The organism is Alteromonas sp. ABH2_165 (genome assembly GCF_056159945.1).
In genome coordinates this window covers 162,491-189,148 of record NZ_JBSWWF010000010.1, presented here as the reverse complement: position 1 = coordinate 189,148, position 26,658 = coordinate 162,491, and the positions used below count along the sequence as shown (strand labels likewise).

The window sequence follows — 26,658 nt, the reverse complement described above, 5'->3', positions numbered from 1 at the left end:
ACCCTGCTTAGCTGCCTCGAAGCTTTACCCCGAAGCGGGACGCGCATTCTACGCGCTTCGTTTTCAGTGTCAACATCTTTTTGAAAGTTTATTTCGCAAGTTGTTTTCGATGAAAACTGTCATAACTTAAGAAGGTATCTTATGTTATAACCCTTCCTAGCGGATAGTTTGACTCTCCCTTGGAAGTGGGGCGCATTGTAGAGGTTAATTACTTTTCGTCAAGGCAAATACCTAAAAAAGTTGTCTTTACTAGTCTAAATGATTATTTTACGAACTATACATACGATTTATAATCTCATTGAACTAATTTTAATCAATTATGTTCTAATATTTTAATAGTTAATAATGTACCCAGGGATTGGAGTTATACGAGGATTAAGTATGTTTTTTAGTGTTTGCATACGATTTTTTGCTGTTGCCTTGTGCTTGCCAGCACTCAGCTTTGCTATGCCTGGTGACGACCAAAATACCCATGATGATTTTCAGATACAGTTTTTAAAGCGTCAGGTCGATCAAAACATGTCAATCGGTCGAGCTATTCGTTCTATCGCTAGCCATTATCCGCAGGATGTCGTGCCTATTGTCGACGTTGCACTTGATACCTACCCAGATAAATACCGTGAGATTATTTTCTCAGCTATCTCTGCTCAACCAGCTTCAACCCAAGACATTGTTCAATTAGCTATAGAGAAAGAAGTGGCAACCTGTACTAATATAGTGAAACTAGCAATTAAAGCTGAGCCTAGCTATGTTGATTTCGTTGTCCAAGCAGCGGCTGACTCTACTCCTGATGAACTTGATGATATTGTTCGGGTTGCCGTTCAAACAGAGCCTGATTCTGCAGACCGTATTGTGCAGACCCTATCTCAAGAACATCCAAATAAAGTTATCGATATTCTTTCCACCGCATTGAATACTGTCCCTTATGTTGGAGAGTATGTCGTTGATGCCTTGCTTGCGGTATTCCCTGCTCAGGCGGATGAAGTACTGACTACGGCGTTACGTGAGTCTAAAGCAACAAAGGAACAAGCTATGCGCATCCTTGAAACCGCGCAAAGTTATGGCGTAAGTGATGAGAAGCTTACTGAGTATGGCCAATCAGTTGGCTTAAGCCAGGAAGACATTCAGGTAGTGATTGCTAATCAGTAAATCTTCGTTCAATATGCTTTGAAGCCCCTGCATATAAACAGGGGCTTTTTTGTTTCGAAGTCGTTAAAATTGCCCTCTATTTTATCTTAGTTGCCACATTTTCCGGTTTTGATTACCGGCAAGGAAGCCAATGCGCCGTCTACTTATACTGTTTTCTCTTATGGCAATCTCACTTATCAGTCATGCTCAAACAAAGCCATTGAATGTCGTGATTATCCTTGCGGATGATTTAGGATGGAACGATACCTCCATTTATCAGAGCAATACGTTCTATGAAACACCGAATATCGATGCTCTTGCTGAGCGAGGTATGGTCTTCACTGAATCATATACGAATAGTCCTCTTTGCTCCCCTACCCGCACGACGCTTTTATCAGGCCAAACTCCAGCCAGACATCAAATACTTAATCCAAATATTGAAACGGCTGAAGTACGCCTTACTGCGACCGAAAAGGTCACTGGTCCAGGGAACCAAAAGTCTGCTGCACCTTTAACAGCAACTCGCTTTGATACATCTATCCCTTCTCTGGCTACTATCCTTAAAGCAAATAATTACCAGACTGCACATTTTGGTAAATGGCATATAGGCCCAGAGCCGTTTAGCGCACTACAGCACGGCTTTGATACGGATATTCCACACTACGAAGGGTCGGGACCTACCGGTGGTTACCTGGCTCCCTGGTCTTTCGCTCCCAATCTTCAGCCGCAGACACCCGGCGAGCACATAGATATTCGCCTCGCAGAAGAAGCGAGCCGCTGGATTCGGGACAATCATGAAAATGGCTCATTGTTTATTAACTTCTGGCCTTTTTCTGTGCACGCTCCTTTCCTCAATGCAGATGGTGAATACTATGACCACTTCGTAGAGAAACGATCCGCTTACCATAGTCAGCGCAGTGCCGTATATGCCTCTATGGTGAAGTACTTTGATGATGCAATCGGAATATTATGGAACGGACTTGTTGATGCCGGTATTGAAGATGACACGATTATCATTTTTACTTCGGACAACGGCGGTAATATGTATGATGTTCTGGGTCAGATTCACCCCACCAGCAACTTCCCGCTAAGAGGTGGTAAAGCAACGCAATACAGTGGCGGCAACAAGGTCCCTACGTTCGTAATCTGGCCTGGAAAGACTCAACCGCATACACTCTCAGATGAGATTATTCAGACCGCCGATATTTATCCAACTCTGCTTGAAGAACTTGGTTACAGCTGGCCCGCATCACATATTGTTGATGGCATCAACTTCACGCCAGCTCTATCGGGCTCTGAACTGCCACCCCGCCCGATTATTACCTACTACCCAACGCAGTCTGCTGTCCCAGAATGGCTTCCCCCATCGGCAACTATCCTGCTGGATAACTGGAAATTGATTAAAACCTTTTTTTACGGGCAGCCCGACGGACACATGTATCAGCTATATAACCTGGATGCTGATATTAATGAAAGTGTGAACCTTGCCGAATCCGAACCCGCGAAAGTCGCAGAACTCGAGATGCTTCTTGATGACTACCTGACTGAATCAGGTGCAGCGCTTCCACTGCCGAACGCTAGTTATATTGAGGGGCGATTTAATTATTCCCGATTAGGCCAGCCTGCTGATCATTACCGGCTACCAGAACAGCGTATTCAAAAATCATTTTCGTTAAGACTAAGCGCCTCACAATCTGGTGCGACTGCCGGAGATAATGTCGAGATTAGCTGGGAAATAAGTGGCGATGTTTCCGGCGTAGCAACAAACTTCGAACAGTTCATGGGCCCCCAAGTAGCATATTCGGTTCAGGGGAATAGATTACGCTTTGAAGTACCTCCTGTAACTACAGAGCAATTTATTGCCTTTGCGCTCATATCCCGCTTAAACGATCAGGTGATTAGAGAGCAGGTTGGCATTAAAGTAATACCGGTAAACGTTGCACCGACATTGGAAGTACAACCCCCTGGACGCCTAACAAAAGGGCAAAGCGGCGTTGTCACATTTGCGGCGTATGACGAGAATAAAGATGTACTTGAATTATCAGTCAGCAGTAACGTACTTAATTTGAATAATGTTGCGGTTGGCAATCTGGATTCATATTCGTTTCAGGTACCCTCGTCATTTACAGGCAACCAGATAGACATGACATTCAATCTCACTGACGGGATAGAAGAAACGATGGTAACCCGTTCTTTCGATGTTGCAGATAACTCTGCTGTCGTAACCCCACCTACCACCAGCAGCGGTGGCGGCAGCGTGTCATGGCTGCTCCCGTTCAGTGCTTTAATTCTGCTATCACGCAAAAAGAAAAGGCCACGTTAATGTGGCCTTTGCGAATCAGTCAGCGCCGAATAAGTCCCGGCTGTAAACTTTCTCAAGTACGTCTTTTAAGTCATCAGTTACGCGGTTGGCGACAATCACATCAGACATTTCTTTAAACGCATCCAGATCGTTCACTACCCGGGAGTTGAAGAACTCATCTTCCTTGATCACAGGTTCGTAAACGACAACCTCGATACCCTTCGCTTTGATACGTTTCATGATCCCCTGAATCGCACTTGCGCGGAAGTTATCTGAGCCCGACTTCATGATAAGGCGGAAAATTCCCACAACCTTAGGCCTACGGCTGATGATAGAATCCGCTACGAAATCTTTACGGGTGCGGTTAGCATCAACAATAGCCTGGATCATGTTATTAGGCACTGCACTGTAGTTAGCAAGCAGCTGTTTGGTATCTTTTGGCAGACAGTAACCACCGTAGCCGAAGCTAGGATTATTGTAGTGCGAACCAATACGGGGATCTAATCCAACGCCCTCTATGATTTGACGAGAATCTAAACCATTGCTCTCCGCGTAACTATCGAGTTCATTGAAATACGCTACACGCATAGCGAGATACGTATTTGCGAACAATTTAATTGCTTCCGCTTCAGTGCTGTCGGTAAAAAGAATATCAATTTCTTCTTTGATAGCACCTTGCTTTAATAAGCCTGCAAAAATTTCTGCTCGCTCACTGCGTTCACCAACAATAATCCGGCTAGGGTGAAGATTGTCATACAGAGCTCGACCCTCACGGAGAAACTCAGGAGAAAATATCAGATTTTCAGTACCATGTTCCTGCTTCGCCTCTTGTGTAAACCCTACAGGCACAGTCGACTTCACAACCATAACGGCATTCGGATTAATTTCCTTAACCATTTTAATTACAGCATCAACACTCCCGGTGTTGAAGTAATTCGTTTGTGGATCGTAGTCAGTAGGCGTGGCAATAACAACGAAGTCCGCATCTTTATACGCCTCCTCTGCATTGAGGGTAGCCTTGAGGTTTAAGTCTTTCTCTGCAAGATATTGAGAAATTTCCTTATCTTCAATCGGAGATTTGCGCGCATTAAGCATCTCAACCTTTTCAGGAACTAAATCTACCGCGATTACTTCATTGTGCTGTGCTAGAAGCACAGCATTTGATAATCCAACATAGCCTGTCCCGGCTACCGCGACTTTAAATTTCTTATTCGTCGATTCCATTTTCTCTCACTATCTCAAGGTATAAATACTGTTTCTATACAGATGGTGCCGCTGGGGCATCAAATTCTTCTTTACGCTTAATGGAAAAATTTTCTCGTTTCAGCGTTAAATTAGGGCTATATGCAGGGTCGTGGTTGATATAATCTTTCCACTGTGTACGTAAATAATCGAGTTCTCGATTAAATCGCGCAGCTTTCTCTGGAGCAATATCCAGGCCACGACTTACTGACTCGTGATGATAAAGCTCAGCTTCGGCACAAAATATATTTCTAACGCCAGTTTCCCTGACTCGCAAACAAAAGTCCACATCGTTAAAAGCGACAGCGAGGTCGCGTTCATTGAGCCCCCCCACTTCGAGAAATTTCTCCTTTTTCACGATCAAACAGGCTGCCGTTACTGCCGAATAGTTTTGCGTTGCAAGCAACCGTTTCATATAACCTGGATGATAGCGCGGAAAATACTTGTGAGCGTGCCCTGCCCCGCCGCCATATCCTAAAACGACGCCCGCATGTTGAATACATCCATCAGAGTACAGTAACTTAGCCCCAACACAGCCCACGTCTTCCCGAATTGCATGACCGACCATATAGGTTAGCCAATCCGGTTTAATCACTTCTATATCATTGTTGATAAGACCTATGATCTGACCATTCGCATGTGTCACACCAAAATTATTAATTGCAGAATAATTAAATGGCCCAGGGTACTCGACGACATGAATGTTAGATATAGTTTTCAGTGACTCAAAATACTCAAGACTATCCGCTTCATCTGAACCATTATCGATGAGAATTATTTCGTAATTTTTATAGAGCGTTTTTTCTCTTATCGACTCAATGCAAGCTTTGACGAGCTCTTTCCCGTTCTTTGTCGGTATGATTAAAGACACTAGTGGCTCGTTCGTAGCTGGCCATTGAATATGATTTATTCGTTGTTCAGCATTAAAAGCAGAAATGGCTTTCGAATACTTGCGTATGATAGCTTCAATGTCGTTCAAAGCAGACACTTCAGTATCATCTTCCTTACTGCGCTGTACCAAAATCCATGGGGCATGAGCAAAATTAATATGCGTCTTTCTCAACCAAAGCTCTGCCATTAGCCCTGAAATTGAAGTGGCCTCACATTCGACATTGGGAATATGACCTGCAGCGATCATAACGCCAGTAATTATATATGCGCTGGAAAGTTGTAACTCGGGATTCCAGTCTGGCAAGAAAAACGGTGATCCAGGTGATTTTGGATGCAAATTAATATCCGTATCGCAGTAAACGAGCTCAGCGCTGTTTTTAACTAACGCTTTGTACATGAGTGAATATGTCTGTGGCCGGATTACATCACCAGCATTCAGTAACAATAATGGCGCAGATTGCTGCTGTGCTACAAGTGCCTCAGAGAGGGTAGAGCCGGCTTCTGGATCGAGCACTGCTATTCTGTTAATACCTAACTTATTTAGATTTTGGACGGTGATCTCACTACCTTGCTTTCCAACCACAATGACCTGCAACTCAGAGATACCTTCAATGATAGGCGTGGCTTCTATTCCGGCATTATGGCGAGAGACAAAATCTCGATACAGCTTCTTCTGAGTTCGTTTTCCCGGCTCACCATAAGTTAAGCCCGAACGTCGAATAGATTGACTATAGAACGTTGTTAACCGCTCGCTCCGTTTGACTGACTTTCGAACTGAAGTCGGTACTAGTTTTACGACCATCTGCACGGATTGCATTGCAATCTTTTTCATGTAAATCCGCTTCTCTCATTCATTAAAAAAGCCGCACTGTTATGCGGCTTTATATACTATCACGAAGTTTGTTTATGCATTAACTTCCTGCTCCCAGACGTTCACCTTGATAACTGCCATCAAGAACCGCTTTCCACCAGGCTTCATTGTTCAGATACCACTCCACAGTTTTACGGATACCACTTTCAAAAGTTTCCTGGGGCGTCCAGCCCAATTCTTTCTGAATTTTAGATGCATCGATAGCGTAGCGCATGTCGTGTCCCGGGCGGTCTGTTACGTAGGTGATTTGTTCCGCGTATTTGGTTTCTTTCGGCTTCACATCATCCAGAATGGTACAGATGGTTTTCACCACATCGATGTTCTGCTTCTCGTTGTGACCACCGATGTTGTAGGTTTCGCCGATTTCACCGTTCAGGGCTACCACTACCAATGCACGGGCGTGGTCTTCCACAAACAACCAATCACGGATTTGATTACCTTTTCCGTAAACAGGTAAGTCTTTACCAGCGAGTGCATTCAGGATCACCAGAGGGATAAGCTTTTCCGGGAAGTGATACGGGCCGTAATTGTTTGAGCAGTTAGTCACCAGTGTTGGCAGCTTGTAGGTACGCAGCCAAGCGCGTACCATCTGGTCGGAGGACGCCTTACTCGCTGAATACGGTGAGCTCGGTGCATACGGCGTGGTTTCAGTAAACAGTGGCAGTTCTGTGCCTGGCTCAACTTCATCCGGATGTGGCAGGTCGCCATATACTTCATCGGTGGAGATGTGGTGGAATTTGAAGCCGTCTTTCTTATCACCTTCAAGCTTTGACCAGTAGGCACGGGCTTGTTCCAGCAATGTGTAAGTTCCGACTACATTGGTCTGGATGAATTCACCTGGGCCGTCGATAGAGCGGTCAACATGGGATTCTGCTGCCAGATGCATCACGACGTCTGGCTGGTGAGTAGTGAAGACACGCTTTACTTCCTCGGCATCGCAGATATCCACTTTCTCAAAAGCGTAACGGTCACTGTCTGACACGGTAGTCAGTGACTCCAGGTTACCGGCGTACGTCAGTTTATCCAGGTTGATTACCGTATGGTCGGTATCGTTAATCAGGTGGCGGACTACCGCTGAACCGATAAAGCCGGCACCGCCGGTGACTAAAATGGTTTTGCTCATTGTTCGTTGCTCTGTTGTGCTTTCAGTGCATCCAGCATGGCGGAGAGTTGTTCACGCCAATGAGTAGGATGTAATGAAGAAAAGGTGTCACGTGTCAGGGTTTTATCCAGCACACTGTAATGCGGTCGCTTGGCCGGTGTTGGATATTGAGACGACGGGATGGGCAGTACAGGAATTCTGCTTTCCAGCAGGCCTTTTTCAACAGCCAGTTGCTGTATGGCCAGTGCAAAGTCATACCAACTGGTAACGCCTTCGTCAGTCCAGTGGAATACACCCGCTGTTTTGTTTTGTGCCGCATACAGGCAAGCCTGTGCCAGGCCGCTAGCCAGCGTGGGCGAGCCAATCTGGTCATCAATCACGGTAAGCTGCGGTTTATCAGCCATCAGGCGCAGCATGGTCTTGACGAAATTATTGCCGTGGGTGGAATATACCCAGGCGGTGCGAATTAAACAGCATGTATCCGGGATAGTATTCAGTAGCGCTTTCTCGCCATCAGCTTTGGTTTTGCCGTACACGCCTTGAGGCTCGATGGTGTCATCCACCGTGTAGGGAGAACCTTTCTTACCATTGAATACATAGTCGGTAGACACGTGTACCAAAAAGATGCCATTAGCTTTGCAGTAGTCAGCGAGATTTGCCACGGCCTGCGTGTTAATCAGCGCTGCCGCTTCCGGTTCGGATTCGGCTTTATCTACTGCGGTGTACGCAGAAGCATTGATGATGGCGTCAGGCTTGAGACTGTCCAGCTTTTCGGTGAGCGCTGTTGGATTCGTGATGTCGATATCGTCACGACCTAGACAAACAATATTATCACCGCCTGCCTGTTGCAGTTCATACGCTAACTGCCCGGACTTCCCTATCACTACAATTGTCATAGGAGTTCCTTAAAATGCCGGAGCGTTGTTAAACGCCAGGCCTTCGGCGTCTTTTGCAGACAGTGACGGCGCTTCGCCATTCACCAGCGGCCAGTCGATACCGATAGTCGGGTCGTCATACTTTACCGACACTTCACTTTCCGGATGATAATAGTCGGTGCACTTATACACGAATTCAGCCGATTCAGTGGTGACATAGAAGCCGTGTGCGAAACCGGCAGGTACCCAAAGCTGACGCTTGTTTTCGGCTGACAACAATACACCAACCCATTTGCCGAATGTCGGCGAGTCTTTGCGCATGTCTACCGCGACATCGAACACTTCGCCACTGACCACGCGAACTAACTTGCCCTGAGTCTGCTCCAGCTGATAGTGCAGACCACGCAGAATACCTTGCTTGGATTTAGAGTGGTTATCCTGGACGAAATCCACATCGGCACATTCCTGTTTGAACCAGTCTGTGCGGAAGGTTTCCAGGAAAAAGCCGCGCTCATCACCAAAGACGCGAGGCTCAATGATTTTGACATCCGGGATGTCGGTGCTTACTACTTGCATGAAATGCTACTTCCAATAATTCAGACGATGAAGGTGCGCGCTTAACTTTTAACCCGACCACTGATGATTTTCATTAGGTAATCGCCATAGCCGCTTTTAATAAGTGGCTTCGCTAGTTTTTCAACCTGCGCGGCATCGATATAACCCATCCGGTATGCCACTTCTTCCGGACAACACACTTTCAGGCCCTGGCGTTTCTCAATAGCCGCAACAAAGTTAGCAGCATCAAGCAGGCTATCGAGCGTACCTGTATCTAGCCAGGCAGACCCTCGGCCCATGAGTTCTACTTTCAATGAACCGTCTTGAAGATACAGGTTATTCAGGTCAGTAATTTCGAGCTCACCACGGGGGGACGGTTTCACTGCTTTGGCAAAATCAACCACACGATTATCGTAGTAATACAGGCCTGTAACCGCATAATTGGATTTTGGTTGTACAGGCTTCTCTTCGATAGAAAGTGCATTCCAGTCGTTATCAAAATCAACGACACCATAACGCTCAGGGTCGTTAACGTGATAACCAAACACAGTAGCTCCGTGCTCTTGCTGATAGGCATTCTTCAACGAGACTTTCAGATCATGACCGTAGTAAATGTTGTCGCCGAGGATAAGGGTGCACGAATCGTTACCAATAAACTCTTCACCGATGAGGAACGCCTGAGCAAGACCATCGGGTGAAGGTTGAGCGGCATACTGCACATTGATACCGAGGTCGGCACCGTCGCCTATCAGTTCAATAAAGCGCGCCTGCTCTTGTGGCGTAGTGATAATCAGAATATCCCGGATACCGGACATCATCAGCGTTGCTAGCGGATAAAAAATCATCGGTTTATCGTAAACCGGCATCAGTTGCTTACTGACGACTTTGGTTAACGGGTGGAGGCGCGTGCCTGAACCACCGGCTAAGATTATTCCTTTTCTCACGTTGATTCCTGTTCTCTTACCACGTTTACAATAATTTCATCATATGCCAAACCAAGGTCGAATTCAGCCTGAAACATTCAAAGATTCTTTTAGTTTGCGTACCAGCCGAATCCACTTCGGCGTAAGTTGTTTCAATACAGCAACCCGCTCAGGGTGAGACAGTTCATCCTGCCGCGAGACAGCTTCATTGTAGGCCAGATAAAGGGCGGTGCGAGACAGCTTACGTTGTTTAAGCAATTCCGTTAACACACGTTTAAACTCAGCCACAGTGAGATCTTGCTTCTGATAAGGTTTATTAACCTGCGAGGCGCACTGCTCATAAAAAGCGTCTGAATGAGCCACTTTATGATTCGTCAGAAATCGCTTCACCTGCTGCAGGTAGGCGTTTTTATTCTTTTCAAAATTTTCATCTGTGAACAACGAAAACGCAGTTGAATCACCATAGCTCTGTAAAGCAAGGTCCAACTGCGTTTGAAATGACTCCGACTGCAATTGATTAAACCACCTTTTAACCTCAATACTTTCTATACAGTATGAAGGATTGATTCTTCCTATAGTGGTATCCACACTGGTGTGATCAATACCTAAGACATCAAGAAAATCTGCAACGATGTTTTCAGCGACAAACAATTTTTTCGAATATGGACGGAGCAGAAAGCGCTCTTCACCGATTTGATTGATCGAATCGCCCAACGCTCTGAGAGTCGACTGAATGTGTCCCGTCTGTCTGAACGGTTCCGTTTTTCCATGTCGTTTCACCGCCTGGTTGTAAGACGACTGCATCATCTCTAAGCCAAAGCGGACGTAACCCACGAACTGAGCCTCGGGCACTTTACTGGCAATTTCGACCAGCTTGCGAAAAAAAAACTCTGAAGAAAAAACAATGGTATGGCACTGAGCCTGATTGGCAGCTTCAATTTCTGATGCGAATAATGAATCTGAAAACTCGAGTCCGCTCTCACGTTCAATAAAAATTTTGCGCAGATTGCCCGAACTTACACCATTAACATCCAATACATGATCAGGATAATAAACACCTTGCCTGATTAACCACTGATGATTTGACGACATCCATTTCTGTATGGCCGAAGTGCCAGACTTTGGGGGGCCGAAATGAAAAACAACTTTCATAAAAACCTTATCTCACTCAGCACTGACCTACTGCTGTGCTGGATTTATATTCTGGCCTTAGATACGCGCGAGTACCATTTTCGGATACTCTTGCATAGCCAGATTTTTAACTGCATTCATCGCCTACTTGTTTCTGAGTTCAGCTTTGACCTTACCTAGAGTCAGTCTTATCGCGACTGTCAGCCTCGCTCACGAGAGAGTAAAAGGAAGACAATGACGGATACCTCACTACCCTGAAGTGCGGCAACGTATTACACCATAAACCCAAGCCAGTTTGAATCTATCAGCTAAATCTAAATCGAGTAGACAAGCCCTCTTGTCAAACATAACATGTACGGAATCTCTCAGTTAAATGGTTGTCATGTCTGATACGCCCTCAAAAAAATTGGTCGAGTTATTCGACCCGAACTGGTATTCAAACGCTTATCCTGATGTAGCTGCAGCTGGCGTTGACCCCGCAGTACATTATCAAAACTGTGGTTGGAAAGAGGGGCGCTGGCCTTGCGCACTGGAAGCGGTAACGCTGGATAACCGCTTATGGAGTGAGTCTACCAAAGAAGACACTCTTCTGCGTTTACGAGAAATTGCCTCTGACTTTTATAATGTTCAACAGGGGTTGGCTAGCTGGTTCCTTGGCAGATGGCACGCTTGTTGGAGAAACTGGCATACGGCCAGAGAATACGCAGACAGCATGCTCGGTGATGACAACTTAAAGTTATTTATTTCTCACGAAGGCCCTTTTCTGCTCGCATTTAGTATCTACTTTCACAGTGAAGACTCGAATAGCGCATTGAAAATACTCAATAACAAAAGCTGGTTAATGTCAGAGAATAAAATATTGGCCTGGTCAATGCTGAAAGCCGGTAAGGCGAAACTTGCAACGATAAATCAACTTTTCAATTACCACAACCTTGCACCAATTTCCGAAAGCCCTTCAGCAACACTGGATACCATATCGTCAGATAGCCTCTCCCCCATTGCGTTGGATTATTTCAGCCCTTTGGTGTCTGTGATCATCCCCTGCTATAACGCAGCGAACACTATTTCGACTGCATTGGACAGTCTGCTTAGACAGAGTTACGGGAAGTTGGAAATCATCGTGGTAGATGATGCTTCTTCAGACGACACCAAGTCCGTAATTGAAAGTTATAGTCAACGGGATAGCCGGATAAGGTATCTCCGACTTATTGAAAACGGCGGTACATACCCAGCCAGAAATGCAGGACTGAAACTCTCCAAAGGACAATTTATTACTGTTCACGATGCTGATGACTGGTCACACCCGCAAAAAATTGAAAAGCAGGTCAATATCTTACGCAGCAGTAGACAAATTAAAGCCGTGTTATCTCACTGGGTAAGAACTGACCACTCACTGAATTTTGAAATTTGGCGTATGGATCAGGGGTGGATATATAGAAATGTTTCTAGCCTGATGTTTCGGCGTTCTGTTTTTCGAAAACTTGGCTATTGGGATAATGTATCTGTTAATGCTGATACCGAATACTGGCTGCGAATTCAGAAAAAATTCGGCCCTGCCGCTATTAAAGAAGTAATGCCTGGTGTCCCACTATCTTTCGGGAGAGTAGACAGTGGTTCTCTTACACAAACAAGCGCAACCCATCTGCGTACACAGTATGCGGGGATTAGAAAGCAATACAATGACGCAGCAGTTGCCTGGCATAGCAGCTCGAGAAAACTGTATATGCAGCAGCACGGAAAACGAAAGTTTATAGCGCCGCCATTGATTTGTCGTGGTACGCCTGAAGTACGAAAAGCAAACCTGAAAAGCGTGCTGCAATCCAAAGGGCTGTTTGAGCGCGCATGGTATCTGACAGCTTATCCAGACATTGCGGAAGCCGGGGTTGAACCACTAACGCATTTTATTAACCACGGTCTAGAAGAAGGCCGGGATCCGAATCCATATCTGAGCGTGAGCGGACTTGCGTATATTAGTGGAAAATCGAATTTCGACGCTATTTCACAATGGGCATCAGAAGATGTTGATAAGTCAGTACTATATTCAATAGATAGTAATACCCAGCCACAGAGTGGCAAGCAGCTGTTGATGATTGCTCACCTCGCCGGTAGCGAGTTGTTTGGTGCCGAAAGGAGCTTTCTGGATTGCGTTCGCATGCTGCACAGTCAGAAAGCGAACATCACGGTAGTATTACCAAGTGGCGTTAATCGAACCTACATTGAAGAAATTGCGCAGTTTGCAAGCAAAATATATTTCACTCCCCTCCCCTGGTGGCGACAAGGGAGACAAGAGATAGCAAAAGTCACTGAACAAATTTGTTTAATCATAAAGGAAAGTCATGCTTCTGTGGTGTATGTGAACACACTAACATTGTGGGAGCCTCATTTGGCTGCCAAACGATGCAAGTCTAAATCTGTGACGCATGTCCGAGAACTTCCAAATCACGATCAGGATTTATGCCGCAGACTGAACGCTACACCAGAACAAATCAGAGAACACATAGACGCATGCAGTGGCTTGGTCATCGCCAATTCTAAAGTGACAGCATCGTTTGTGAGCCTTGATGAAAAAACCGCTGTGGTTTACAACGCTATTGATTCCGCAAAATTTCAAAACGCTAGTCATAAGCGCACCTCCCCGACGTTAAATGTTGTCATGCTAAGCAGCAATACCATCAAAAAGGGTATCGACGACTTTTTCAAAATCGCAAAGTTCGTTGCCGAACAGAACCATGACATCGCATTTTTCATCTATGGCCCTGAGACTCCGGTCCTTACCGCGCGACTAAACCGCTATAACCTGTCGAATGTTACTTATTGTGGTTATGCTGAAGATCCAGCTGAAGCTTATACAAATATGGATGTGGTACTAAACCTTTCACACTTTCAGGAATCTTTTGGTAGGACGGTTGTAGAAGGTATGAGTCGTGGATGCATCCCTGTGGGTTATGCTTGGGGTGCGTTGGTAGAAGTGATTGAGCCTTCGTATGGTGATCTTGTCTCATTGGGAAAATATCAGCACATTGCTGAAAAGCTAATTGCTCTGCGGGGAAATAAGGCAGAACTGGTGAATGCTCAGCGGATTGCTCGCGAAACTGCCGAAAACCGGTTCGGGCATAAGACTATCTCGAAGCAACTTATGGCAATGCTTTAACGCAAGTTATCTGATTGAATCACTTCGCCGTGAAGTGATTCATTCAATTTACGAGAAGCCAATATTAATTACTTTTGTAAGGCATTAACTGCTTTGCAATAATCTAGATAGAAGTTAAATGCGCGGCCATTCACTAAATCCTTATGTAATCTTGCTTCCGCATCCAAATACTGGGCTCCTAGATAAGCATCGAATTCCCGCTTATATTTAAAAGCAAAACCGGGCCTTGGTGTAAATTCACAGAAAACCATACGATCTTCAGTTTTCAGAAAGTCGATACTGAGAAATGGAACCGGTATTTCACTACTTAAACTCTCAGCAATAGCGATATCCGCTGCAGAGATTGGTGTAAGCGGAAAATCATCACTTTCCTTAAATTCACCTCCAGTTCCAACACTGCCGTCAGGATTTCTAATCCTGTATTTCGGACCGAATTCTCTGTCTATCTCTAAAATCATCCCAACCTTGCCGTAAAAGCAGTAAAACTTAAGGTCTCGGGCCGGACGAACTCGTTCGTCAAGCACGTCGGCAATCAGTTCTTCAATCTTCCATTCATCTTTAGCAACGTTTTTCTGAATGAGCGATCGTTTCAGGCTGATTTTAACTTCATCTAAGCTAGAAAACTCTTTAGCTGTTTTCACTTCCCTGAATTTTTGCGGACTCAGCGCGATGAAAACGCCATGACTTGAAGAAGCATACAAAGGCTTAATGATAGATGGATAATGTTCAACTGATAATTCATTCAATGATAATTTAGCTGCATACACCTTAGGTAAAGGTAGACCGAATTTGCTGATAAATTTTAATGACTTTTCTTTGCTATTCAAAGGCCACGCTGAGTATGTATTTGTACCCTTGCGGCGGAACGTATCTGTAGCAATCAAAGACCGAAAAGAAGTAGCATGCTTGAAACCCCAGCTCGTAGAAGACACCTTCCGCAACACCAACTCAGGTAAGTCTTGTGGATTAATATAATACTGAAACTTTTGGTAGAGCCGCTCCCTGATTTCAGGGGCATTCTTTACTGCCATAATCTCCTTAATGATAGCAGTCGTATTCTCTTGCTTCTTTTTCACATAATCCTGATCTTCAGCTAAGAGGACATCAAGCTCCTCTTCCAGTTTATTTACATCCATTTTGTTTTCCACACTTCTTAATTAGTTCTGCCGTGAATTTCAGCCATGCCTAAAGTCATTCTTAGACAGCCACGCTGTCATCACTGTCCAGACTCTCCGCGTTTTCATCTATCTCAATCTCCGCTTTGACAGAGAAGTACTTCATCACGCGTTCTTCTACAAGATTACTATCAACGGGCTCTTTCCCTTTAGAAAGCAATATGGCTTTTTTCGTGGTAACTGTTGCAACTGACTCAAGCTCTTCCTTAAATAGCAGTGGCGAAGATAAAACAACCTTTTCAGCGTTCACATTCATTCCATAAACAACAGGGTTTACCAACTCATTTACCAGCGCGTTGAAGTAACGCTCATGCAATTCACTTTGATAACGGCCAAACACAGGCCAGTGATATACGCCTACTTTTTTGCCTTCACTCACCGCCTCTTGCAGTTTGGTATACAAGGAATCGCAAGGATGGCTTGAAGAAAAATCAGCAACAAAGAGTACATCACACGCTAAATCCGTATGACCTCGGGTAACCATTGTTTGAGGAGAGTTAAATGTTCTCTTCTCACTGTCATCTATATAAAGGCTATCTGTACTCCGATGCCACCATTCACAGACACTACGGTAAACATGTCGCAAGCCATTATGAATCGTTTTAACGTGAGTAGACTTGTTACGCGTCAGAGAACCTTCATCATCCAAAGCAAAAGCCATCGGCACAGCACTGATAATATTTTTGACAGACCATCGACTATATTTCGACTGCACACGCCAGATAAATTCAGTATCGCCGCCAACCACTACAGAATCCCAATACCCTAGATCGTTCAGAATCTCTCGGCGAAACAAAAAGGACGAATGACTCCAATGAATAAGACGTGGATTAAGCCGCCAATTGTGGCTGAAATGAAGATTATCGAGGGCCCTAGTCCAGTGTGTACAAACCCCCTGAACATTAGGGTTTCTTTCCAAGAAACGCATCTGGCATTCAATCTTCTGAGGGTGCGACCAGTCGTCACCATCATGGGTAGTGATAAAATCGCCGGTCGCAATTTTCAGACCTGTATTTCTGGCGCGATAAGCCCCCCCATTTTTCTCCTGTCTGACAGGAATAACTCTGCTATCTTTTGCTGCAAATCGCTTAGCCACAGCATAGGTACCATCAGGACTGCAATCGTCCACAACGATTATCTCAATGTTAGCCCAACTTTGGTTAAGTAAAGATTGAATAGCAATTCCAAGGCGGTCTTCCGACATATAAGTAGGAATGATGACACTTACTTTCAGTTCTGACTCGATTGCTGGAGCAAAAGCCTGAATATTGGCGAATGAAAGTGGCTTACTGGTATCAATTTGCTGAATAGGCTGGTAACCGTGGCTCTCAAAAGCCGCGTTTATTTTATCCAGACGCCCAGCATCGTCTGACTGTACATTCGAAAGAGACAATAACATATCCGCATCGTCAGGCTTCTTGTCAAGAAACTCTTCCATAGTAGCTGTTGCGGCTTCGATATTGCCGAGATGCATATGGCAATACGCTTTGTTCATTACTGCCACTTTACCTAAGCGATATTCTTCACCCAGTTGGTCAATAACTGCGGCTATTTCTAAAGACTTCTCAAACTCATCGACGAAGTAGTGCCACCTTGCAGCCTGCCACGCGGCAAAATAACGGAGATCTCCAGACTTTGTGTCGTCGCTATAAATACGTGCGAGCGCATCCAGCGCAGGTTTTGAATAGCCCCCCCAAAGATGGTTCACAATTTTAAATCGCACTTTGTCCACTGCTTTATTTTTGTGGCGCTTATGCTGCTTCTCATTGGGCTTTCTCCCTTCCATATGGCCATGGAGAATATAATGTACGAACGGGTTGATATTTTGCTCATCAACATCTGGATTCGACTGCAGATAGAATTGTGTATCGAACCAGGGAGCGGGATCGCGCGATTCCATAGCGCCAAACTTGAGGTAGTGAAGTTCAGGCTTGCTGCACCAGTCAGGGTGGTTTCCTACATCTGGATAAGAAGACAAGTAGAAATCGCGATCAAACTTCTGACTTTTTAGTATCACCTTGAGCAGTGAGCGCTCTGCTGCTTTACTTTGTACGTATTCTTTTAACTGCAGTGTGAGTTGCTTTACCGCCATTACTCTGGTTACCATCCTGTATTAAAACTTAGTCGCAGATGTTACCAGCAACCAGTGCTTCTCACCAGATCCTTAAGGTAAACCATGTCTTCACAATCAACTTTCATCAAGCGATACCGTCACTCCTTCTTTACCCTAGCGATACTGCTTGTTTTACTCAGTGTGCTCAACAGCCTTAGTTCTGCTCAAGAATTTACTCACCCTAGTATTTTAGCAAGTCAGCAGCAGTTGACTTTTCTGGCTGAGAGGCGCTGCGAAGAACAGGATGTTGCATTCAGGAAAATGGCAGAAGATGAGCATGCTTCATTACAAAGAGAGCATCATGCCTATGAAACCGTCTACGTTGAATCCTATACAGTAAACAAATATGAGAAAGCCTTTCGGGGCGACGCGCATGCTGCAAGAGCATTGGCTATTATGTGGGTGGTAACAAAGGATGAACGTTATTTAATTAAGGCGAAAAATATCCTGTCTGACTGGGCGGAAACGTTCAAAAAAATAGAAGTCACTAAAGGTGCAGACGACCAGGCCTATCTTGAGGCATCGTGGGCTCTTCCTATCTGGATTAGCGCAGCAGATATAGTTACTTTCTACAAGGGAGGCATCGCTCAGTGGGACGACGGCGACAAACGAGAATTTCGGCGTTTTGCTGAAAGGCTAGGCAATTATGCATCAAAGGGCTACAAACGTAGCAACTGGGGCGCATCGTCTGTACTCGCTGAAATTTCTCTTGCAGTATATTTGGAAGATGAAAAAAGATTCAAGAAAGCGATCAATAAATATAAACAAAACTTTTCTGACATTAGCACACCTAAAGGCGAGTTAACCGCTGATTACCTTCGCGACACCTGGCACCCTCAGTACACTTTAACCGCATGGGTACAAACTGCAGAAATAGCATGGCACAACAATGTCGACCTTTATTCAATCTCCTATGAAAATAATGCGCCCCGACTAATGGTTGTTCTCGAACATTTTTCGGAACTATTCAATGGTGAGAGGCCGTCACCAAAAGGGTTGAAAAAAGGCTCCTACAAAAATAGTCATCTTAACGGAGCCGGCTATTATCAAATCGCGTACAATCACTATATCGAGAGAGAGCAACTCGATTCAAATTATGGCAGCTTCATAAAAGCCTATGAAAGCTGGTATCCGGGCGGTTTTACTCAATTTTTCATGTCTTGGGATAGCCTCACGCACAGTGTATGCTCAGATAAAAGGGATGATGCCAGAGCAAGCGATTACAGTTACCGAAGTTAAAATTGAAATTTTTCCTTTGCGATAAAAATTGCATTTAAACGCTCAGGGGATAATGACGGAAGCTCCGCCCCTTTTCCTTTCATCTGATTCTTAAGGTTCTGGTCGTGAATAATTTGCAGCCACAATGGCTCGATAGTGTTTGTAAGCATATGAGGTTGCTGCCTGACTTTTGTATGATTGATTGATATGGGAAGCGGAAAATTGCCCGATACGATATCCGCTTCATTATATAAGTAAGTAATAAACGGGCAGGTTGGAAAATCAAAAACAATGTTTTTATTGCCGTCCCAGCGACTGCCACGTTGGGCAACGATAGCAAAAGGTTCTTTAGCTGACGTAGATTTTTGAATGAGTTCATTTACCGGATACTCGGCCATCATTTCGATAAAATTAGAAGCCAGCATATCATCATTATCCAGCCTGCTAATTTTATAGTTTTCAAAGCTATTTTCACCAGCGAATTGCCTGATAACTTTTTTCGTCTCCGAGATACCAGAATCTCCGGAACGAATATAAAGTGGTCGAATCCACTCATACTTCTCCAGACCTACGTTTTTGCTGACCCATTCATCAGATTCGTCCATGAGCAGGATCCAAAGTGCAGGTCTGATAGTTTGATTCACAATTGAGGGCAGGCAGTATCGCTCAAACAGATTATTTCGATGTTCCAACCAGTTTCTGCGCGTTTCCTCGTCTTTAATAATGTCCTGTGTCGCGCCACTCAGCATGGTCTTAGACTTAAGACTATAGCGAGTCACGATAATATGATTACTACTAAGCATTTCCTTCCTTATGGTTTGCGAAATAGCAGACGCAAAATCATTTGTCCAAACTGCATCAACCGCAACGTTTAATTGCCCCCTTGAACGCATTCATGAATCGTTCACTAGGATATTTAATTGGTTTTCTCATACCGTTAGATAGCGTACAAGAAGTTGCATTACATGACTAACAATTCATTACCTTAGCAAATCAACAGCATTCGGTTACCGATAATCAAAAGTTACCGCGTCGCTCGCTTCAAAGTACCGCTCAACTTCGACAACAGGTTTGCTAATAGCTTGCTCATACCCATCTATGCCCGGAAAATCTATAGCATTTAGTTCGAGAGTAACCTCAGTATCCGTCTCCAGGTGCAATCCATGTGCGTCAGGTACTTCAACGACGCCCCCGTTATAAGGCGCAAAAATTAAATGGTGAGAAGCTTCAAAACCACTCAACACCTCATGATAGGTATGTATGGACAGCTCAATAAAATCGGGGGTTCCGCCTGTCAAAATATAATCAATTCTACTACCGTCGAAGTTTCCCTCTGTAGTATCAATTTCTACAGACAAAGGCATTAACTCTGCGTAAATTTTAGTAACGGTGTTGTCTACTTGCTGATGTACAGTTCGGACGAATCTCTCCGGCAGAGAACCTTCACCGCTACTAGCGGATATCCAATTAGCCGCTTCGGGTAAGTTCAAGGCCGAAATATTAAACTCGTTATTTGGTTCAGATACTAAGTTAACGTTACTATAGCTTTCTATTTGATAAGCAGGTCTTTCTAAAGATTGGCTGTTTACAACTACTTCATTTACATATTCATTTAAATTTAGTTCCAATGAAAGAGGTACAGCTAGATCAGCAGTTCTAGTGTCTCCTTCCTGCAAGTCAGCAACATTGACTGAACTGTAACCAACAAGCTTGTCGAATGATCTGCCCGAGCTATCCACTTCTCTTGAGTAGTTTCTGACAACTAATTCGTCACTAAGGCAGGTTGCAATTAAAAGCTCAGCTTCATCCCCGGCTATAGATGTAGATAGAATTTTGTTCGGCGCATCAAAAAAGGTGAATGCCTCTGATGAAAGACGAAATATACTACCCAGACTGTTAGCAAGCTTGAGGGTTAGATTCTTGCACAGACTGGGATCAGTAATCGGTAGCCTGGCTCTGAAAGGACGGTATTGACCTTCTGGAACTGATACATAGGATGTAATCAGTTCTTCTCCTTCAGCCAACTCATAAACAGTGAAACTTATGGTTTCGCCCAGCTCGACGGGAATACGTAAATCAGTGCCATCTTCCGGCAAATAATATTCTGAATCTGCATCCTCCCCGTTTATCGCCCAGACATTGACTCTGGTAGCCCTATATTCAAAACAATAGCCCTGATGACAGTTTGACTTGATGACTACAAACCCCGGCATATCAGATTCTGCAAACGTGGTATAACGGATTAATCCAAACTGGCTACCAATTTTAAAGGCGACACCATTGGTCGATTCATATTCATCCCTTGCTGAGACCTGAAAAGCAACAGAATCGCCCTCTTCAACCTCAACCAACCCGCTCTGGAAGCTGTTGCCGTTTACTGAAATCAGGCCCTCTTCAATGACTACCCAAACAGGAATATCAACGCCACTTACAATAATTTCGGAAGTACTGATAACATCGCCTGGAATGACTTCGTCCAACTCCTGATTTTCTAACGATTCGGGGGTGATATCGCTTTCACTGTATTGAGCTGCGTATACTCTGTAATCTGCACTAACGCCACCGATTGTAACTATAGCTTCGGAGAAAGAGTCAATGGGTTCACCATCAACATTTCTTGATATATAGGTATCAGGCGATGTCAGTTTCACCCGAACTACGTCGTTGATTGAAACGGAACCTGTTGAACTCCCCCACTCACCACCATTAATCTGATACTCACCATTACTTATAGATATGCTGGTACTAGCATTAACACCTGTAACGGTAATTTCGTCGGAAATTGTGGGTTCCGATAGTTTTGAGGTATAAGTTGCGTCGACTGAGAATTGAGATGGTGAAGTGTCTTCATTTTCACTGCCACCACTACAAGCGGTTAGGATTACAATCAGAAAGCTACCTAATGCGCTAGCCTTCGTTAAAGTCCCAATCCTTGAGCTATTAAACATACACATTCCTTTATTACTGCTGAAATAAACCAACTAAACCGTCTTAAAACACACCTTACACTAAATTGTAGTGGCAGACTAAACCCGAACATTATTTTAAGTGGTAGCATTACACTTAATATCGAGGTGTTCAATGAAAAGACAAAGACGATCAATAAGTCCGGAATTCAAAGATGACTCAGCTAGCCTGGTAGTTGAACAGGGTTACAGTATGGCTGAAGTTGGTCGCGCAGTAGGTGTACATGAAAATACTATGCACAAGTGGTTTAGGCAACTTGAAGCAGAGCGCGGCGGCAGTACTGAATCAATCCGGATTTGTCGGAGGATAATTATCTTGAGAGAATTAGCCTATGAACAAAAGAGTATCGTATTCCCCAGAAGTCCGCGAGCGAGCAGTTCGCATGGTTTCGACCTCAGAACATGAGCATCCTTCTAAATGGGCAGCTTTAGTGTCAGTTTCATCTAAAATCGGTTGCACGCCTGAGACGTTAAGGGCGTGGGTTAATAAAATGGAAGTAGACTCAGGTAAAAGGCCTGGTGTGACTTCTGATGCCAGCGCAAAGATACAATAGCTTGAAAGGGAGAACCGAGAGCTTAAACAAGCCAACGAGATCCTCAAAAAGGCAGCCGCATTTTTGCGCAGGCGGAGCTCGATGGGGTGACCCACGCGCACAAACCCAAGAAATAGTCCAGTTTATTGATAAGCATCAAGTGTTGCATGGTGTCGAGCCGATCTGTCGTGTGTTACGGATCGCACTATCAACGTATTATCGCTGTAAAGCCCTGGATGCTGCGCCGGCACAGCGATGCCAGCGTTATCATATGGATGAAGCTTTAAAGCCTGAAATCATGCGAGTCTGGCAACAGAACCGCTAATGTTATGGTGTCAGGAAAGTCTGGAAGCAATTGAAGCGAGAAGGCTTTACTGTGGCTCGCTGTACCGTTGCGAGGCTGATGAAGGTCTTGAGAATTCAAGGCGTGCGTCGAGGGTGCCGTTGTATTACGACGCTCCCAGATGAGAGTGCGGCTAAACCATTGGATCTCGTCAATCGGGAGTTCACAGCGCAACGGCCAAATCAGCTGTGGGTTGCGGATATCACTTACGTGGCCACATGGTCTGGCTTTGTCTACGTGGCCTTCGTCATTGACGTGTTTTCGCGAAAACTCGTTGGATGGCGTGTCATGAAAACCATGCAAACCCAACTGATTCTTGATGCGCTAGAGCAAGCTTTGTGGGCACGAGGGAAACCGAAATGCGTTATCCATCATAGCAACCGTGGCAGCCTATATGTTTCTATCCGGTACTCAGAGAGACTATATGAGGCTGGCTTCAGCGCCTCCGTTGGCAGTGTTGGGGATTCTTATGACAATGCCCTGGCTGAAACCATAAACGGTTTATACAAAACAGAAGTCATCCACAAAGACGGCCCTTGGAAAGGGTTGGAGCAAGTTAAACTAGCCACATTGGATTGGGTTGATTGGTTCAACAACAGAAGATTGTTGAGTTCTATCGGTGATATCCCGCCACTAAAATATGAGGAAAACTATTATCGACAATTAGCCGAAGATACGGCAGCATGACTCAAACAAATCCGCCTCCGAATTTACCGGAGCGATTCAACAGTGGCTATTTAAGTTGTTCTAAAGTAATGCTCGGCAGTATGGCCCGTAGCGGCGTACTTTCTGATAACCCTATTATTATCTATACCGATGATGAAAAACTGCTTTCAGATAGCTTTGTGCAACTTGTCGCAGATAAGGTTTCACTGATAGACGGAAAACGAAAAGATACACTTTGCACTCTGGGGAAGGAAAATGTTAAAAGGCCAGAACAGGCGGATTGGAACAGAGGTACATTTTTGAAATGGTCGATATTTAGAAAACAAGAAACGAGTAAATTGCTATTTCTCGACGTAAACATGATCGTGAACAATCCAATACAGGCTCTTTTCGAGGCATTGCCCGATAAGCCCCTAGTAACAAGACCACAATTTCAGCAGTCTTTAAGACAAAGGGATACTGACTCACAGTTATTGCAAATGAAAGACGGCCAGTTCGACGGCAAACATATCAAGATAATTAACTCATGCATGATGCTGGTAAGCTGTGATTTTCTTAGTGAGTATCTCGGAGACAAGCGCGGCCATATCGGCATGGTTTCGAGTGCTTTTAACTTTCAGGAGAGTTTCTTGAGATTGGCGTCAGATAAAGTTTACAAAGAACTGCTGAGGAAGACTTGCGTTTTAAACTACACAGGGCCATTTAAGCCATGGACTGAAAGAACAGATTCCATAGGTGATATGCCAAATATCGGTTGTGTCACGTATATAAGGTAAAATCTGTGAAATTATTTCGGCACGAATTAAAATTAAATGCTGGCAACCCGCTTAGAAAATGGAATTTTAAATTTTATCATCTCAACTTTCAGGTCTAATCATAAATTTTGATATAATTAAACTACTCTGAAAGTGAAACAGACCTAAATTATTAACTCGCGGGCGACTCCCCCAATAAACTGCGCTTAATTATCATGCTGAATAAAAAAGACAAATTAAACCTAGATTTCATCACGCAAATAGCAAAAAAACACGAAGGTCGTGTAATACGATTAGCATTGTATAGGTCAGACATATGAAAATACTTGTATTAGGAGATAGTCACTCCGTCTATTTCAAGATAACTAATGAGTTACTAGATATACACGAGTCTTTGAAAGGTATTGATATAAAGGTGGTTTTGCTCCATGGCGCTACAATAAACGGTTTTGGTAAGAGGAAGAGTACTTTAGATGTTCAACAAAAATTATTAGAGGAATTCCATAGCTATAAACCAGACTACGTATGTTTTGCTTTAGGACAAGTAGACATTGAACTTGGAATTTACTACAAAAAAATCATTAAAAATCAAGACATAAGTGAATTTCATTATATCTTTGATTTATGTGAGAAATATATTTTTACAATTAACAATTTAATTACTGAACTTGGGGTTTCACCCGATACTGTCTGCATAAAAGGAATTAACTTATCTGTGCTAACTAACAGTAGAAAGAAGGCTATTCAGTATACAAAGAGAATAATAACAGAGAATATAGAAGATAAAGGAAGTATAAGTAAATATCAGAAAATATTAGAGGAAAAATTTCCTTCAAATTTGGAAAGATATAATAACCATATATATTTTAATAAAACGATTAAATCAATGGCTTTAGGAAAATTTAAATATTTTGATATTAATGAAGTTATCGAAAGCAAGGAGACAAAAGGCACGGTGGCTCAAATTTTCATTCCTGCTAAAACAGACCACCACATACTTGACAGCTTATTTATCAGAAAGGAACATTTATATAAGTTATTATCTACTTTATTAGATATTTAAAAATTGACAAGCCCGTAGAAAGATACGGGCTTTATCTAGAGAGTTAAAAGCCTTGTCGCTTCACTATATCTTCAATCAAGTCACGCCTGTTATCTGTTAAACCAGTAACATGATATATCTGAATATCTGTATCGAACATGTCTCCAATTTCTTTCAGCTTCTTTCTCTCAGAAAGTTCCATTCCAATCTCTGTACCAGGTACTTTGTTAAAGGACCCGGATATCATTTTTATAGGAACATTTCCGCGATTCATTAAATAATAAAACAAAGTTTGATGGGGCCTACGGTTAAATAGCAACCTACTAGCTTTTATAATTCTATCCGGCTCCAAAGCTTCGATTGCACATTTGTTGTAAAGTACAACACCAGTATTCCCATAGTCGGCAGAATTGAAATTCTTCAGTTTGGGTAAGCCTGATTTTTTTGATTCTTCGACTATAAAGCTAAATGAATCCACTGCATGATCTACACCAGTTGGAGTTAAAACCACAGAATCATCGGGAGCTATATCAAAAATGCTATCAGCATCTTTGCTTATGCAACAAGTATCATCCAACATTAATACTTGGTCGTATCCGCTTGTAAGATATTTCCAAGGTAAGTAAGCTTTTGCCGCATATGCTCTTTTATGCGGGCGTCCAGGTTTGTCAGGAAGGGATGGCAACTCGAATTCATTAAAATATGGCAATTCTTTTTCGATTATAAGATCTGCAGAACATTTTTTTGCATAAGATTCCCAAGTTCGACGAACAGAAGCCAACCAAGGACGCTGTCCTACAGACAAAACAAGTATTACTCGTTTATTTTCTTGATGCGGATTAGGTAATGAAGATTCTTCGAAAAGTTTAGAGATATACAATTTCAAACTGTCATTCAGAACTATTTGTTTGTCACTTGGTTTACCTTTCTTATCTTTTAAACTCCACCTATTTGTATCAACTTTTAAATCGTTTAATCTTTCTGAAGTACGACCAAGAAGCCGAAGACTCTCTTCGTAGGTCAGTGGAGTACCAAGTATATCGGTAAATTTATTCAGAAAGGCCGATGGATCTGACTTAAAATCCTCATACCGCAGAAAGTGAAACCAATTATGAATTTTATGTGCAGTTATGTGCTTCTCGATACCACTAAAAAATAAAATACTGTCTCTTACACACGCTTTGAACTCTTCAGTTTTGACTAGTTCCTCAAAATGGCTTTGAGAGAAATGCTCATGCCGTTTCGCTGACTCGGCATATCTTGAAGCTAGCCATTCAGGTTGTTCTCTTGAAACAAATATAATTGATAAATGTACATCATGAAGAGCTAACTCATTTCTTAAAATGTTACTACGATCAATAAGATCAATATAATTTACAGCTTCTAAATTCCAGAAGTCTATGATCTTTACCGATATATTTTCATTTGAAATGAGTAACGTATTAACTTTTGGATCATCGTTGAGCAAAGCGAGTAGCTTCTTTGATATAGATTTTGAGTCGAAACTATTTCCTCTATAAAAAGCCTGCAAACTTTTTATAACTGGTTGATACTGCTCCTCTTGCCATAATACTAGTTTTAAATTTAAATTTGGAAACACTGTTTTTTGCAGCCATGTTGTGGCAGTTTTTGGAAGCCCTACGTGAAGGTATATTCTTTTTTTCATGAAAATAAAA

The 26,658-nt window shown here is 43.5% G+C and carries 19 protein-coding genes, 1 pseudogene and 1 other annotated feature; of the genes and pseudogenes, 8 read left to right on the top strand and 12 right to left on the bottom strand.

Features of this window, described 5'->3' with window-relative positions:
- The first annotated feature begins 447 nt into the window (after nucleotides 1-447).
- Both ACXAFQ_RS18960 and ACXAFQ_RS18955 read left to right on the top strand, forming a co-directional pair.
- Nucleotides 448-1,149, top strand: a complete 702-nt coding sequence (locus tag ACXAFQ_RS18960) for a hypothetical protein (protein ID WP_474824952.1) — start codon at nucleotides 448-450, stop codon at nucleotides 1,147-1,149.
- Nucleotides 1,150-1,279: 130 nt separating this feature from the next.
- Nucleotides 1,280-3,451, top strand: a complete 2,172-nt coding sequence (locus tag ACXAFQ_RS18955; protein WP_474824947.1) for a sulfatase — start codon at nucleotides 1,280-1,282, stop codon at nucleotides 3,449-3,451.
- 15 nt (nucleotides 3,452-3,466) lie between these two features.
- On the opposite strand, the gene ACXAFQ_RS18950 is transcribed toward ACXAFQ_RS18955, so the two are convergent.
- The 7 genes from ACXAFQ_RS18950 to ACXAFQ_RS18920 all read right to left on the bottom strand — a co-directional run bounded on the left by ACXAFQ_RS18950 (nucleotide 3,467) and on the right by ACXAFQ_RS18920 (nucleotide 11,041).
- Nucleotides 3,467-4,654: a nucleotide sugar dehydrogenase gene (locus ACXAFQ_RS18950; RefSeq protein WP_474824946.1), complete on the bottom strand. Its 1,188-nt coding sequence runs from the start codon at nucleotides 4,652-4,654 to the stop codon at nucleotides 3,467-3,469.
- Between the two features lie 34 nt (nucleotides 4,655-4,688).
- Nucleotides 4,689-6,395, bottom strand: a complete 1,707-nt coding sequence (locus tag ACXAFQ_RS18945) for a glycosyltransferase family 2 protein (protein WP_474824945.1) — start codon at nucleotides 6,393-6,395, stop codon at nucleotides 4,689-4,691.
- 79 nt (nucleotides 6,396-6,474) lie between these two features.
- Nucleotides 6,475-7,557, bottom strand: a complete 1,083-nt coding sequence (gene rfbB / locus ACXAFQ_RS18940) for a dTDP-glucose 4,6-dehydratase (protein ID WP_474824944.1) — start codon at nucleotides 7,555-7,557, stop codon at nucleotides 6,475-6,477.
- Nucleotides 7,554-8,432, bottom strand: a complete 879-nt coding sequence (gene rfbD, locus ACXAFQ_RS18935; protein WP_474824943.1) for a dTDP-4-dehydrorhamnose reductase — start codon at nucleotides 8,430-8,432, stop codon at nucleotides 7,554-7,556. The genes rfbB and rfbD overlap by 4 nt, the downstream gene beginning before the upstream one ends.
- 9 nt (nucleotides 8,433-8,441) lie before the next feature.
- On the bottom strand, nucleotides 8,442-8,987 hold the full coding sequence (gene rfbC, locus ACXAFQ_RS18930) for a dTDP-4-dehydrorhamnose 3,5-epimerase (protein WP_474824942.1): 546 nt from the start codon (nucleotides 8,985-8,987) through the stop codon (nucleotides 8,442-8,444).
- Between the two features lie 41 nt (nucleotides 8,988-9,028).
- Nucleotides 9,029-9,910, bottom strand: a complete 882-nt coding sequence (gene rfbA / locus ACXAFQ_RS18925) for a glucose-1-phosphate thymidylyltransferase RfbA (RefSeq protein WP_474824941.1) — start codon at nucleotides 9,908-9,910, stop codon at nucleotides 9,029-9,031.
- A gap of 63 nt (nucleotides 9,911-9,973) precedes the next feature.
- Nucleotides 9,974-11,041 (bottom strand): hypothetical protein, encoded by a 1,068-nt coding sequence (locus ACXAFQ_RS18920; protein ID WP_474824940.1) that lies wholly within the window; start codon nucleotides 11,039-11,041, stop codon nucleotides 9,974-9,976.
- A gap of 691 nt (nucleotides 11,042-11,732) precedes the next feature.
- Between ACXAFQ_RS18920 and ACXAFQ_RS18915 the strand changes: the two genes are divergently transcribed.
- Complete coding sequence (locus ACXAFQ_RS18915; protein ID WP_474824939.1) at nucleotides 11,733-14,171, top strand: glycosyltransferase; 2,439 nt, start codon at nucleotides 11,733-11,735, stop codon at nucleotides 14,169-14,171.
- 68 nt (nucleotides 14,172-14,239) lie between these two features.
- On the opposite strand, the gene ACXAFQ_RS18910 is transcribed toward ACXAFQ_RS18915, so the two are convergent.
- The gene (locus tag ACXAFQ_RS18910; RefSeq protein WP_474824938.1) at nucleotides 14,240-15,307 is read right to left on the bottom strand and encodes an ATP-grasp fold amidoligase family protein; all 1,068 of its coding nucleotides are present in this window, start codon (nucleotides 15,305-15,307) and stop codon (nucleotides 14,240-14,242) included.
- Nucleotides 15,308-15,368: 61 nt separating this feature from the next.
- Complete coding sequence (locus tag ACXAFQ_RS18905) at nucleotides 15,369-17,438, bottom strand: glycosyltransferase family 2 protein (RefSeq protein ID WP_474824937.1); 2,070 nt, start codon at nucleotides 17,436-17,438, stop codon at nucleotides 15,369-15,371.
- 84 nt (nucleotides 17,439-17,522) lie between these two features.
- On the opposite strand from ACXAFQ_RS18905, the gene ACXAFQ_RS18900 reads away from it, so the two are divergent.
- The gene (locus ACXAFQ_RS18900) at nucleotides 17,523-18,698 is read left to right on the top strand and encodes an alginate lyase family protein (RefSeq protein WP_474824936.1); all 1,176 of its coding nucleotides are present in this window, start codon (nucleotides 17,523-17,525) and stop codon (nucleotides 18,696-18,698) included.
- Here ACXAFQ_RS18900 and ACXAFQ_RS18895 read toward each other — a convergent pair.
- The gene (locus tag ACXAFQ_RS18895) at nucleotides 18,695-19,570 is read right to left on the bottom strand and encodes a glycosyltransferase (RefSeq protein WP_474824935.1); all 876 of its coding nucleotides are present in this window, start codon (nucleotides 19,568-19,570) and stop codon (nucleotides 18,695-18,697) included. The genes ACXAFQ_RS18900 and ACXAFQ_RS18895 overlap by 4 nt on opposite strands.
- Before the next feature lie 114 nt (nucleotides 19,571-19,684).
- A complete protein-coding gene (locus ACXAFQ_RS18890; protein WP_474824934.1) occupies nucleotides 19,685-21,625 on the bottom strand; it encodes a hypothetical protein in 1,941 nt (646 codons plus the stop codon).
- Nucleotides 21,626-21,758: 133 nt separating this feature from the next.
- Here ACXAFQ_RS18890 and ACXAFQ_RS18885 point away from each other — a divergent pair, with 133 nt between their 5' ends.
- From ACXAFQ_RS18885 to ACXAFQ_RS18870, 4 genes and pseudogenes are all read left to right on the top strand, one after another.
- Nucleotides 21,759-22,049: a transposase gene (locus ACXAFQ_RS18885; protein WP_474824933.1), complete on the top strand. Its 291-nt coding sequence runs from the start codon at nucleotides 21,759-21,761 to the stop codon at nucleotides 22,047-22,049.
- Nucleotides 21,976-23,206 (top strand): annotated as a pseudogene (locus tag ACXAFQ_RS18880) (IS3 family transposase). The gene ACXAFQ_RS18885 and the pseudogene ACXAFQ_RS18880 overlap by 74 nt, the downstream one beginning before the upstream one ends.
- Nucleotides 22,254-22,384: a sequence feature (AL1L pseudoknot), on the top strand. Its footprint overlaps the pseudogene before it by 131 nt.
- Nucleotides 23,203-23,961, top strand: a complete 759-nt coding sequence (locus tag ACXAFQ_RS18875; protein WP_474824932.1) for a hypothetical protein — start codon at nucleotides 23,203-23,205, stop codon at nucleotides 23,959-23,961. Before ACXAFQ_RS18880 ends, ACXAFQ_RS18875 begins: the two are co-directional and overlap by 4 nt.
- A 295-nt stretch (nucleotides 23,962-24,256) precedes the next feature.
- Complete coding sequence (locus ACXAFQ_RS18870; protein ID WP_474824931.1) at nucleotides 24,257-25,003, top strand: hypothetical protein; 747 nt, start codon at nucleotides 24,257-24,259, stop codon at nucleotides 25,001-25,003.
- Nucleotides 25,004-25,046: 43 nt separating this feature from the next.
- Here ACXAFQ_RS18870 and ACXAFQ_RS18865 read toward each other — a convergent pair whose 3' ends face one another.
- Nucleotides 25,047-26,648: a sulfotransferase domain-containing protein gene (locus ACXAFQ_RS18865; RefSeq protein WP_474824930.1), complete on the bottom strand. Its 1,602-nt coding sequence runs from the start codon at nucleotides 26,646-26,648 to the stop codon at nucleotides 25,047-25,049.
- Nucleotides 26,649-26,658 lie beyond the last annotated feature (10 nt).

Bases quoted from the DNA above. Each gene is read 5' to 3' on its own strand.
- ACXAFQ_RS18890 (WP_474824934.1), bottom strand. From the start codon at position 21,625: ATGTTTAATAGCTCAAGGATTGGGACTTTAACGAAGGCTAGCGCATTA.
- ACXAFQ_RS18960 (WP_474824952.1), top strand. From the start codon at position 448: ATGCCTGGTGACGACCAAAATACCCATGATGATTTTCAGATACAGTTT.
- ACXAFQ_RS18900 (WP_474824936.1), top strand. From the start codon at position 17,523: ATGTCTTCACAATCAACTTTCATCAAGCGATACCGTCACTCCTTCTTT.
- rfbB (WP_474824944.1), bottom strand. From the start codon at position 7,557: ATGAGCAAAACCATTTTAGTCACCGGCGGTGCCGGCTTTATCGGTTCA.
- ACXAFQ_RS18875 (WP_474824932.1), top strand. From the start codon at position 23,203: ATGACTCAAACAAATCCGCCTCCGAATTTACCGGAGCGATTCAACAGT.
- rfbD (WP_474824943.1), bottom strand. From the start codon at position 8,432: ATGACAATTGTAGTGATAGGGAAGTCCGGGCAGTTAGCGTATGAACTG.
- ACXAFQ_RS18955 (WP_474824947.1), top strand. From the start codon at position 1,280: ATGCGCCGTCTACTTATACTGTTTTCTCTTATGGCAATCTCACTTATC.
- ACXAFQ_RS18910 (WP_474824938.1), bottom strand. From the start codon at position 15,307: ATGGATGTAAATAAACTGGAAGAGGAGCTTGATGTCCTCTTAGCTGAA.
- rfbC (WP_474824942.1), bottom strand. From the start codon at position 8,987: ATGCAAGTAGTAAGCACCGACATCCCGGATGTCAAAATCATTGAGCCT.
- ACXAFQ_RS18905 (WP_474824937.1), bottom strand. From the start codon at position 17,438: ATGGCGGTAAAGCAACTCACACTGCAGTTAAAAGAATACGTACAAAGT.
- ACXAFQ_RS18920 (WP_474824940.1), bottom strand. From the start codon at position 11,041: ATGAAAGTTGTTTTTCATTTCGGCCCCCCAAAGTCTGGCACTTCGGCC.
- ACXAFQ_RS18915 (WP_474824939.1), top strand. From the start codon at position 11,733: ATGCTCGGTGATGACAACTTAAAGTTATTTATTTCTCACGAAGGCCCT.
- ACXAFQ_RS18870 (WP_474824931.1), top strand. From the start codon at position 24,257: ATGAAAATACTTGTATTAGGAGATAGTCACTCCGTCTATTTCAAGATA.
- ACXAFQ_RS18865 (WP_474824930.1), bottom strand. From the start codon at position 26,648: ATGAAAAAAAGAATATACCTTCACGTAGGGCTTCCAAAAACTGCCACA.
- ACXAFQ_RS18895 (WP_474824935.1), bottom strand. From the start codon at position 19,570: ATGCGTTCAAGGGGGCAATTAAACGTTGCGGTTGATGCAGTTTGGACA.
- ACXAFQ_RS18945 (WP_474824945.1), bottom strand. From the start codon at position 6,395: ATGAAAAAGATTGCAATGCAATCCGTGCAGATGGTCGTAAAACTAGTA.
- ACXAFQ_RS18885 (WP_474824933.1), top strand. From the start codon at position 21,759: ATGAAAAGACAAAGACGATCAATAAGTCCGGAATTCAAAGATGACTCA.
- ACXAFQ_RS18950 (WP_474824946.1), bottom strand. From the start codon at position 4,654: ATGGAATCGACGAATAAGAAATTTAAAGTCGCGGTAGCCGGGACAGGC.